This window comes from Methylomagnum sp. (genome assembly GCF_054333355.1).
Genome location: NZ_JBTEKS010000147.1, coordinates 1 through 9,722 on the forward strand (window position 1 = coordinate 1; position 9,722 = coordinate 9,722).

General features: G+C 61.4%; 13 protein-coding genes. 8 read left to right on the forward strand and 5 right to left on the reverse strand.

Translation table 11 applies throughout. The features are described 5' to 3' along the window. The first annotated feature begins 301 nt into the window (after positions 1 to 301). The 7 genes from lptM (at position 302) to ACXWUF_RS12360 (ending at position 5,809) form a co-directional block, all read left to right on the forward strand. On the forward strand, positions 302 to 493 hold the full coding sequence (gene lptM, locus ACXWUF_RS12330; RefSeq protein ID WP_458494967.1) for an LPS translocon maturation chaperone LptM: 192 nt from the start codon (positions 302 to 304) through the stop codon (positions 491 to 493). Beyond that, positions 493 to 1,740, forward strand: a complete 1,248-nt coding sequence (gene lysA / locus ACXWUF_RS12335) for a diaminopimelate decarboxylase (protein WP_458494968.1) — start codon at positions 493 to 495, stop codon at positions 1,738 to 1,740. Before lptM ends, lysA begins: the two co-directional genes overlap by 1 nt. Before the next feature lie 3 nt (positions 1,741 to 1,743). Further along, positions 1,744 to 2,574, forward strand: a complete 831-nt coding sequence (gene dapF, locus ACXWUF_RS12340; RefSeq protein WP_458494969.1) for a diaminopimelate epimerase — start codon at positions 1,744 to 1,746, stop codon at positions 2,572 to 2,574. Further along, positions 2,571 to 3,299, forward strand: a complete 729-nt coding sequence (locus ACXWUF_RS12345; protein WP_458494970.1) for a DUF484 family protein — start codon at positions 2,571 to 2,573, stop codon at positions 3,297 to 3,299. Before dapF ends, ACXWUF_RS12345 begins: the two co-directional genes overlap by 4 nt. 5 nt (positions 3,300 to 3,304) lie before the next feature. After that, positions 3,305 to 4,225 (forward strand): tyrosine recombinase XerC, encoded by a 921-nt coding sequence (gene xerC, locus ACXWUF_RS12350; RefSeq protein WP_458494971.1) that lies wholly within the window; start codon positions 3,305 to 3,307, stop codon positions 4,223 to 4,225. Positions 4,226 to 4,287: 62 nt separating this feature from the next. Continuing rightward, positions 4,288 to 5,340, forward strand: a complete 1,053-nt coding sequence (locus ACXWUF_RS12355; RefSeq protein WP_458494972.1) for a DUF2333 family protein — start codon at positions 4,288 to 4,290, stop codon at positions 5,338 to 5,340. A 127-nt stretch (positions 5,341 to 5,467) separates the two neighbouring features. Continuing rightward, complete coding sequence (locus ACXWUF_RS12360; protein WP_458494973.1) at positions 5,468 to 5,809, forward strand: hypothetical protein; 342 nt, start codon at positions 5,468 to 5,470, stop codon at positions 5,807 to 5,809. A 28-nt stretch (positions 5,810 to 5,837) separates the two neighbouring features. Here ACXWUF_RS12360 and rsgA read toward each other — a convergent pair whose 3' ends face one another. From rsgA to ACXWUF_RS12385, 5 genes are all read right to left on the reverse strand, one after another. Then, positions 5,838 to 6,782, reverse strand: a complete 945-nt coding sequence (gene rsgA / locus ACXWUF_RS12365) for a ribosome small subunit-dependent GTPase A (protein ID WP_458494974.1) — start codon at positions 6,780 to 6,782, stop codon at positions 5,838 to 5,840. A 9-nt stretch (positions 6,783 to 6,791) separates the two neighbouring features. Next, positions 6,792 to 8,051, reverse strand: coding sequence for a M48 family metallopeptidase (locus ACXWUF_RS12370; RefSeq protein ID WP_458494975.1), 1,260 nt, complete (start codon positions 8,049 to 8,051; stop codon positions 6,792 to 6,794). Between the two features lie 188 nt (positions 8,052 to 8,239). Further along, positions 8,240 to 8,626, reverse strand: a complete 387-nt coding sequence (locus ACXWUF_RS12375; RefSeq protein WP_458494976.1) for a toxin-antitoxin system TumE family protein — start codon at positions 8,624 to 8,626, stop codon at positions 8,240 to 8,242. Next, the gene (locus ACXWUF_RS12380) at positions 8,613 to 8,918 is read right to left on the reverse strand and encodes a hypothetical protein (RefSeq protein WP_458494977.1); all 306 of its coding nucleotides are present in this window, start codon (positions 8,916 to 8,918) and stop codon (positions 8,613 to 8,615) included. The genes ACXWUF_RS12375 and ACXWUF_RS12380 overlap by 14 nt, the downstream gene beginning before the upstream one ends. 54 nt (positions 8,919 to 8,972) lie before the next feature. After that, entirely contained in the window at positions 8,973 to 9,230 is a 258-nt protein-coding gene (locus tag ACXWUF_RS12385) for a hypothetical protein (RefSeq protein WP_458494978.1), read from the reverse strand. A gap of 137 nt (positions 9,231 to 9,367) precedes the next feature. On the opposite strand from ACXWUF_RS12385, the gene ACXWUF_RS12390 reads away from it, so the two are divergent. Next, complete coding sequence (locus tag ACXWUF_RS12390) at positions 9,368 to 9,568, forward strand: toll/interleukin-1 receptor domain-containing protein (RefSeq protein ID WP_458494979.1); 201 nt, start codon at positions 9,368 to 9,370, stop codon at positions 9,566 to 9,568. The last annotated feature ends 154 nt before the right edge of the window (positions 9,569 to 9,722 follow it).

Sequence of the window (9,722 nt, forward strand, 5' to 3'; positions counted from 1 at the left end):
TGGGAATCCTTGGAGCGAACCAGCGATGGTGGGCAATCGTAATGAATGCCGCACCGTTCCTGCCGGGGTGTGGCGTTGGCCTGTTTCGCGCTGAGTGGGCACACATTAAACGATCCGACGCGATTGAGCCAAGCGGAATCAGGGCAATCGCGCTATGTCGCTTCGGTTCCCTCTCCCGGTGGGAGAGGGAGTAAAGCTATTCCGCGTAGGAATGGCTGGGGCGGCATCGCGCCAATTGGGGCAGGGCAGTTTTTCCATTAGAATGACCCGCCTTTAAGCGTTCATCCTGATTTATTGTTACATGGCCGTATCACGACGCCTCATCCTGGCTATTTGCTTGCTCCCGCCGTTCGTCGCGGGCTGTGGGCAAAAAGGCCCGCTCTACTTAGAGGGCCATAAGCCCCATGGGCCGAAAGCCACCCTGAAAGCTAAGCCACCGAATCAACCGCCCGCGCCGGTTGAGCAAGAACCCGCCGAGAAAGATCAACCCTGATGGATTATTTCGAATACCGCGACGGCGAATTGTGCGCCGAGCAAGTCCCCCTGTCGGTCATTGCCGAACGCTTCGGCACGCCCTGCTATGTCTATTCCCGCGCCACCCTGGAACGCCATTGGCACGCCTTCGACCGGGCCTTCGCCGACCGGCCCCATTTGGTGTGCTACGCGGTCAAGGCCAATTCCAATCTAGCCGTGCTGAATGTATTGGCCCGTTTGGGGTCCGGCTTCGACATCGTGTCGGTGGGCGAATTGGAGCGCGTGCTGGCGGCGGGCGGCGATCCGGCCAAGGTCGTATTCTCCGGCGTGGGCAAGCGGGAGGACGAATTGCGGCGGGCGCTGGAGGTCGGCATCCGCTGCTTCAACGTGGAAGTGCCGGGCGAGTTGGACCGGCTGAACCGCATCGCGGGCGACATGGGCAAAACCGCGTCCGTGTCCCTGCGGGTCAACCCGGATGTGGACGCTGGCACGCACCCCTATATTTCTACGGGACTGCGGGAGAACAAATTCGGCATCGACATAGACGAGGCGCTACACCATTACCGGCGCGCGGCCAGTTTGCCCAATCTCCGGGTCGTCGGCATCGACTGCCACATCGGCTCCCAGCTTACTTCGGTGACGCCGTTCATCGACGCCCTGGACCGGGTGCTGGTGCTGGCCGACAAATTGAAAGAAGAGGGCATAGCTATTCATCACCTGGACATCGGCGGTGGCTTGGGGATTCGCTACGACGCTGAATCTCCGCCAGAACCCGCCGAATACGCCGCCGCCCTGTCCGAACGGCTGGCCGGGCTGGATTACGAAATCCTCATGGAGCCGGGCCGGGCCATCGTGGGCAACGCGGGCGTGCTGCTGACCCGCGTGGAATACCTCAAATCCAACAGCGTCAAGCATTTCGCCGTGGTGGACGCGGCCATGAACGATTTGATCCGCCCGGCGCTGTACGAGGCTTGGCAGGCCATCATTCCCGTGCGTCCGGCGGAATCCGCGCCGAAACAGGTGTACGACATCGTCGGCCCGGTGTGCGAGACCGGCGACTTCCTCGGCAAGGAGCGCGGGTTGGCAATCCGCGAAGGCGATTTGCTGGCGGTGCGTTCGGCGGGCGCCTACGGGTTCAGCATGAGTTCCAATTACAACTCCCGCCCCCGTCCCGCCGAGGTCATGGCCGACGGCGATAAGGTTCATCTCGTTCGTCAGCGTGAGGCGTTGACCGATTTGTTCCGTGGCGAATTCTTGGCGGATTGAGCGATGCGTTTGAAATTCACCAAAATGCACGGGCTGGGCAACGATTTCGTGGTCATCGACGCCGTGCGGCAAGCCGTGGCCCTTACGGCGGAGCAAGTCCGGTTCCTGGCCGACCGGCATTTCGGCGTCGGCTGCGACCAAGTGCTGGTGGTCGAGCCGCCGTCCAGCCCGGACGCCGATTTCCGCTACCGCATCTTCAACGCCGACGGCGGCGAAGTGGCCCAATGCGGCAACGGCGCCCGCTGTTTCGCCCGTTTCGTGCAGGAAGCGGGGCTGACCGACAAATCCGAAATCCGGGTGGACACCGACGCGGGCCGCTTGATCCTGAATCTTTTGGACGACGGCACGGTGACGGTGGACATGGGCATTCCCCGCCACGCCCCGGCGGAAATCCCGTTGCGGGCCGAATCCGAGGCGCTGTGCTATCCAGTGGAGATCGACGGCGAAGCCTACCAATTCGGCGCGGTGTCCATGGGCAATCCCCATGCCGTGCTGCGGGTGGAGGATGTGGACTCGGCACCCGTGCAAACCCTGGGTCCGCAACTGGAAAGCCATCCCTTGTTTCCGGCGCGGGCCAATATCGGATTCCTACAAATTCTCGACCGCCATCATGCCCGGCTGCGGGTGTTCGAGCGCGGTGCCGGCGAAACCCTGGCTTGTGGCAGCGGCGCCTGCGGGGCGGCGGTGGTGGGCATCGAGCGGGGCTGGCTGGACAGCCCGGCGCGGATCGACCTGCCGGGCGGATCGCTGAATATTGACTGGCAAGGGCGGGGCGGCTCCGTATTGATGAGCGGCCCGGCGGTGGTGGTGTTTAACGGGGAAATCGAGTTATGACCCGCAAAGTAGTTTCCAAAGTGCCTAAAGTATCTAAGAAGCGGAATCCCGAGAGCGGGGTGACGATGGCCGAGGTGGAGGCGTTTCTGTATCAGCATCCCGGCTTTTTCGAGGAGCATCTGGACCTGCTGGAAATCCTCAAGATTCCGCATCCTTGCGGCGAGGCGGTTTCCTTGGTGTCCCGGCAAGTCGCCTTGCTGCGCGACAGGAACGACCGGCTACAAGAACAGATCAACGACATCGTCCACATCGCCCGCGACAACGACACGCTCCATCAGCGCATCCATCAGCTTACCCTGACGCTGTTGTCCGCCACCGGACTGGAGGACGCCTTGGCCGGGCTGGAATGGGCGCTGCACCAATATTTCCAGACGGACTTCGTGGCGGTGCGCATCGCCGATCCGAATGTTTCCAGCCCCATCGCCAACTTGTGCATGGCGCCGGGCGGCGGTGGGTCGGAATTGTTCGCCACGGCGCTGGATTCCGGGCAGCCCCATTGCGGCAAGCCGGACCCGGTCCAGGCGGAATTCCTGTTCGGTGAGCGGGCACCGGAGATCGCTTCTTATGCCCTGGTGCCGCTGCAACACGCGGGACTGCGCGGCTTGCTCGCCATCGGCAGCCACGACGCGAGGCGCTTCCAGCCGGGCATGGGCTTGCTGTTCCTGACCCAGATGGGGGAAATCCTCGCCGCCCGCCTCGCCGCCCTGGTCGGCGGTCAGGGTTAGGCTTCATGCGGGACGAGGCCGACCGCCAACTCAACGCCTTCCTCGACACGCTGCGCTTCCAGCGGCGGGCCTCGCCCCATACGCTGGACGCCTATGCCCACGACCTCGCCCGCTTGAAGGAATTCTGTGAGCAGCGCGGCGTCGAAGCCTGGACCGACCTGGCCCCGGCCCACATCCGCGAACACATCGCCCGCCGTCATCGTGACGGCATGTGCAGCCGCAGCTTGCAGCGCGAGTTGTCGGCGATCCGGGGGCTGTTCGATTTCCTCGCCAAGCGGCGGGAATCCACCCACAACCCGGCCCGGGGCGTCCGGGCGCCGAAAGCCCCGCGCCAACTGCCCAAGCCCTTGGACGTGGACCAAATGGTCGGGATGCTCGAAGCGCCGCCGGAAGATGCGCTGGAAGGCCGCGACCTCGCCATGTGGGAGCTGTTCTATTCGTCCGGGCTGCGGCTCTCGGAATTGACCGGGCTGGACCTCACCGACCTGGATTTGGCGGCGGGCATGGTGCTGGTGCGTCAGGGCAAGGGCCGGAAATCCCGCCATGTGCCGGTGGGGAAGTGCGCCGCCGAGGCCGTGGAGCGCTGGCTCAGCATTCGCGACGGCTACGCGGGGGCGGGGGAGCGGGCTTTGTTCGTCAGCCGTCTCGGCACGCGCATCGCCCAGCGCACGGTGCAGGTCCGCTTGGCGCGCTGGCAGCAAAAACTAGGCTTGTCGGAGCATGTCCATCCCCACCGGCTGCGGCATTCCTTCGCCAGCCATTTGTTGGAATCCAGCGGCGATTTGCGGGCCGTCCAGGAGTTGCTGGGCCACGCCAACCTCGCCACCACGCAGATTTATACCCACCTCGATTTTCAGCATTTGGCCTCGGTTTACGACCGCGCCCACCCCCGCGCCAAGAAACGGGCCAAGCCGGACCCCTTGTGACGTGGGTAAGCCCTTTACGGTATAATCCACTAAGTCTCGGAATTCATTACAGGATTTAATTCATGTCAGTGCCAGATACCTCCGAAAGCCCGCAGCAGGCTTCCCCGACCGGACTCAAGGGCTTATTCGCCCGTGGCAACCTCAACGAAAAAGGATTTCTCTGGAAGGTCGGCACCGGGGTGGCTTTCGTGCTGCTCCTTCTTTACGGTATTGGCTGGTACTGGAGTCGTGAACCCGTCAAATTCGATGTGGTCGAGGTCGCCGCCACGGAGGCGAACGTCAAGAATCCCAAGGAACTCCCGCTGGGCTACACCTATTCCAGCACCTTGATTGAAATCGCCGACACCTTGCTGCACAAGCCGGGCGGTTTCCTGACCAACGACGTGTTTCCGCCCAGCGTCATGCTGGACAACATTCCCAATTGGGAATTGGGTGCCCTGATCGCCCTCCGCGATGCGACGACCGCCCTGCGTAACCATATTTCCCGCGCCCAGAACCAATCCCAGGAAGACCCGGATTTGGCGCGGGGCGAACCCTTCTTGTACTTCGATTACAAATCCTGGCAGTTGCCCTCCTCGGAATCCGAGTACGAGAAGGGCATCGAGTCGCTGGTGAACTACCGCGAGCGGGTGATGAAGCGGGAAGCCAGCTTTTATGCCCGCGCCGACAACCTCCGCCAATATTTGGAGGTCTTGGAAAAGCGTCTGGGTGACTATTCCAACCGCCTGGGCGCCAGCACCAGCACCGGCGGCGAGATTGCTATGGCACAAGAAGGCGCCGGTTCGGATGATCGCCGTTTGGAATCCGCCCGGACGCCGTGGATGAAAATTGACGACCGCTTCTTCGAGGCCCGTGGCTACACTTGGGCGGCCATGCATGTGTTGAAGGCCATCGCGTTCGATTTCCGCGATATTCTCGGCAACAAAACCGCCATGGTCACATTGCAGCAAGTCATCGGCGAACTGGAAAGCAGCCAGAAGCCCTTCCTCAGCCCGGTGATCCTGAACGGCGGCGGGTTCGGCCTGTTCGCCAACTACTCGCTGACCCTCGCCAACTACATCGCCCGCGCCAACACGGCGACCATCGACCTGCGCAGCTTGCTACAGCAGGGTTGATGTCCGGTCTTCGGGCTTAGCGGAAAAAAGGCGTCCCGCCTCGGCGGGACGCCTTTTTTTGCGACCAAAATCATAGTCTTTGGGCTGATATACTCCGCCTCGATCAGCAATCCAAAGGGGCTTTTCCATGGGCGTGACCGCTTTACACCTTTATGAGCAGCTTACTGAGGCCACCGATGAACGGGCGAAGGCCAAGATTATCGCGGAGGCATTCGGTCAGCTTGAGGAGCATTACCCGCATCTCAAAGATGCCGCCACTCAGAGCCAATTGCGGGAGACCGAGTTGCGTCTGTTAAAGGAAATCGAAACCATCCGGCGGGAGGTCGAAGGTGTGCGCTTGGAAATCAAGGGTGTCGAGGTCAAAATCGCCGAGTCCCGTGCCGATTTGGTCCGCTGGGTGGTGAGTGCCGGTATTCTGCAGGGTGCGCTCATCATCGGCGTCTTGCTTAAAGTGGCTCACTTGATCTAAAAAAGCCGGTATCTAAGGTCTCGGCTGTTCACGCCCCCACCCGCAGCCTATCCAACAGCTTGAGATACCGCTGATACCGCCCCGCGCTGATTCCCCCCTTTTCGCTCGCTCCCCGCACCGAGCAGCCCTTGTCGTTGATGTGCCGACAATCCCGAAACCGGCATTGGTCCAGATAGGGCCGAAATTCCCGGAAACCATAAGCCAAATCCTGCCCATTCATTTCCGCGAGGCCAAACACCGCGACGCCGGGGCTGTCGATCAAGTTGCCGCCGTCGGGCAGGTGGTAGAGCGTGGCGGCGGTGGTGGTGTGCCGACCCAGGTTGGCCTTTTCGGATAGCTCGCGGGTGCGGAGTTGCTTGTCCGGCAGCAGGGCGTTGGTGAGCGAGGATTTGCCCACCCCCGATTGCCCGGCCAGCATGTTGCAACGTCCGGCCAGCGCGGCCCGCAAGGCGGGCAGTCCTTCGCCGCTCTTGGCGCTGACTTCGAAGCAGGCGTAACCGACGGCTTCATACTCGGCCAGCGCGGCGTGGATGGCGTTCCGGTCCTGCGCTTGGTCGATCTTGTTCAGGATAATGGCGGCGCCTAAGTTCCGATGCTCGCAAGCGGCCAGGTATTGATCCACCAGCAGCCAGTCCGGCTCCGGCTCCGGGGCCGTGACCACCAGCACTTGATCCAAATTGGCGGCCACCGTCCGAATCTTCCCGCCATAGCCGGGCCGAGTGAGGACGCTCCGGCGCGGCAGGACTTCCATGACCCGGCCCAGATTGCCGTCGCATGGCTCCCACAGCACCCGGTCGCCCACGGCGGCATCGCCCAGGCGGCGGCGGGTGTGGCAAAGGATGATTTCCCCGGTGGCATTCTCGACGGCCAATCCTTGGCCCAGATGGCTGATGACCAGACCTGCCTGCCCGGGCGAAGCCGGAACAGACGGCGTGGCTGGTTGGCCGAAGCCGTTGCTGTCCCGTTTTGCCATGTGGGTGGGTTACGAAGCCTTGGCGGACAGGTGGGCGATGCGGATCGCGGCGGGCGGGTGGCTGTAGTGGAAGGCGGCGTACAGCGGATCGGGGGTCAGTGTGCTGGCGTTTTCCCGGTACAGCTTGACCAGGGCGCTGATGAGGTGGCCCGACTGGGTGTGGCTGGCGGCGAAATCGTCGGCCTCGAACTCGTATTTGCGTTGGATGAAGGCGATGATCGGCTGCAAAAAGCCGCTGAAGATCGGCGCCACCAGCATGAACAGCAGCAGGGCGGTGGCGTTCGCGGTGGTGGTGCCGTAAACCCCGGTCACGCCCAAGCCCTCGTAGAACCACGCCTGTCCGCTCAGCCAGCCCAGCAGGCCGAAACCGATCAGGCTCAATCCGGCGCTGGTGAACAGCATTTTCAACACATGCTTGCGCTTGAAGTGGCCGAGCTCGTGGGCCAGCACCGCTTCCAGTTCGTCGTGTTCCAGGGAATTCACCAGGGTGTCGAAGAACACGATGCGCTTGCTGTCGCCGATGCCGGTGAAATAAGCGTTGCCGTGGCCGGAGCGGCGCGAGCCGTCCATGACGAAGATGCCTTTGCTGTGGAAGCCGCAGCGGTCAAGCAGCGCCTCGATGCGCTTGCGCAAGGTTTCGTCGGGCAGCGGGGTGAACTTGTTGAACAGCGGGGCGATGAAGGTGGGGAAGGCCCAGCTCATCAGGATGGAAAAGCTCATCAGGATGGCCCAGGCCAGCAGCCACCAGTATTGGCCCACGCTGTCCATGACCCACAGAATCAGGGCGAGCAGCGGGGCACCGATGGCGATGCTGAGCAGCAGTTGCAGGCCCATGTCCTTGGCGTATTGCGCCGGGGTGTTGCGGTTGAAGCCGTAGCGCTCCTCGATGACGAAGGTTTGGTAGAGGCTGGTGGGGAGGTCCAGGCATTGGATGAGGAAGAGGGTGGTCAGGATGACGCCGACGCCGGTCCACAGCGACGAGAGTCCGAAGCCGCTCCACATGCCCGCCACCGCGCCGATGCCGCCGCCGAGGGTGAACAGCAGCAGGATGGCCGTTGAAATCACCCGGTCGATGTTGCCCAGGCGGTTCTTGTCCGTGGTGTAGTCGGCGGCTTTTTGGTGGGCTTCCAGCGTGACCGAGTCGCGGAAGGCGACGGGCACGGCGTCGCGGTGGGCGGCGACGTGGGCGACTTGGCGGCGCGACAGCCAGTATTCAACCCCGAAGGAAACGGCCAAGGCGATCAAGAAGATAAGGGTGAATGCGTTCATCGGAAACGGCTCCATTGGCGTTGGGTGGCACAGCTTAGCTTTTGGCTAAATGGCTGACAACTTTTCTCGGGATTAGTGCGGGGCGGGTGGGGCGGTTATTTTCACGGCTTTCGTCCGTGGGGCGGGCTGGAGTTCGAACTTTAGTTTGGGCGGGGCGTGTGGGGCCGGGCATGTGTTCCATGTCCGACCTACGGCTTTTCAATTAGCCGCAACATTGCGAAGCAGTCCATCGCCTCGTGGGGCAGAACATTTGCTTCCTCTCCCTCGTGCAAATGATGGGGAAACGTGGCGATTTCCCGGTGGTGGGGCGCGTTATCCCAGCGCCGGACGAGCGAGCCATCGGCGCGTTGCCAGTGGAAGCTGTATTTTTCGATGACGATGGCATTTTCCTTGTGCCGAAATCGCTCCATAAACAGAAACTCGTCGGAATTGACGAGTTTGCCGCGAATCCTGAAATACCCCACGTTGCCCAGAGCTTGCTCGTGGAGTACCCGTATTTCCGTGACGCTGGGGGATGCCATTAACGCGCCACGAATATTCCGCAGCCGGTCGGCAACCAGTTCATGTGCGTCCATGGCCGACCTCCGCCAATTTCCGGCGTGCCTCCTCGGCTAAAGCGGCATAGCCATCCCAATCAAACCATTCGGGCGCATCGCCCAATTCGCCGGATTCAAAGCCGCGCAGAAACTCTGCCGTCGTCATGCCGTGTTGGCGCTCGAAACCAGCCAATACCCCTTCTAGCTCCGCCAGCTTGCGCCGGTAGTCATCGGCTAAGCAGCCAATGACTTTGTCCAGCAGCCGGACGGTGGCCTTCGGGTCCGGGCTGAGGGATTCGATGATGTGGATTTTTTCGGCGATGGCGTTCATGTTGGTTTCCTCGTTGTGATGGGGAAATGCCTCGGGCGCGGGGGCGCGCTCGGCTTACGGTCTGTTTATATCGTCATCGGTCAGGTCGTTAGCGGTAGTCGTCCATGCCGTCGCTTTTTGCCGATATTCGGCGTACCAATGGGCGACTTCTTCGCGCCGCCGCCGCACATCCATGAGTTCCCGCATGTTGTTTTCGGAAACGACATAAACGACGGTTTGGTCCGGGCCGGTGACTTCGACGGGTTCTCGGGCGGAGTGGGCGATTAATTTATCGAAGCGGCGTTGGGCTTCGGCGGCGGTGATGGTGAGCATGGGGAGTTCCTCATGTGGAAGGGAGGTGGGGGTATCTTAGCTTATCTTCACGACTCGGCGGCTTGAGCTAGTTGGATAACGAGGTATGAAAAAGTCGTAACATATCCCTATTCTTTCAGTCTCCGGCAAGACATCCCATGAGCAGCGCAACCGATTTCACATATTACGATATTTTTCTGAGTCCTAACTCGCAGGACAAGCCCCGTGTGCGGCGGTTGGCGGAGCGGTTGGGGGAGGTGGGGTTGCGGGTTTGGTTCGACGAGTGGGTGATTCAGCCGAGGGATGATATTTACCTTGCCATTGAGCATGGGCTGGAAGCTTCTCGGACGTTGGCCTAATAAGCTCTCTAAGCATTAGACATGTTCCCTACCTAAGTTGGTGTTTTCAATGAGAGTTTAAAGTTCCAGAGGCCCGCTCCAATATAAATAAAGGTATCTAATAAATGTGTCAGATGATTTCTTGAGCGATGCACCAAACTATGCAGACATTTCA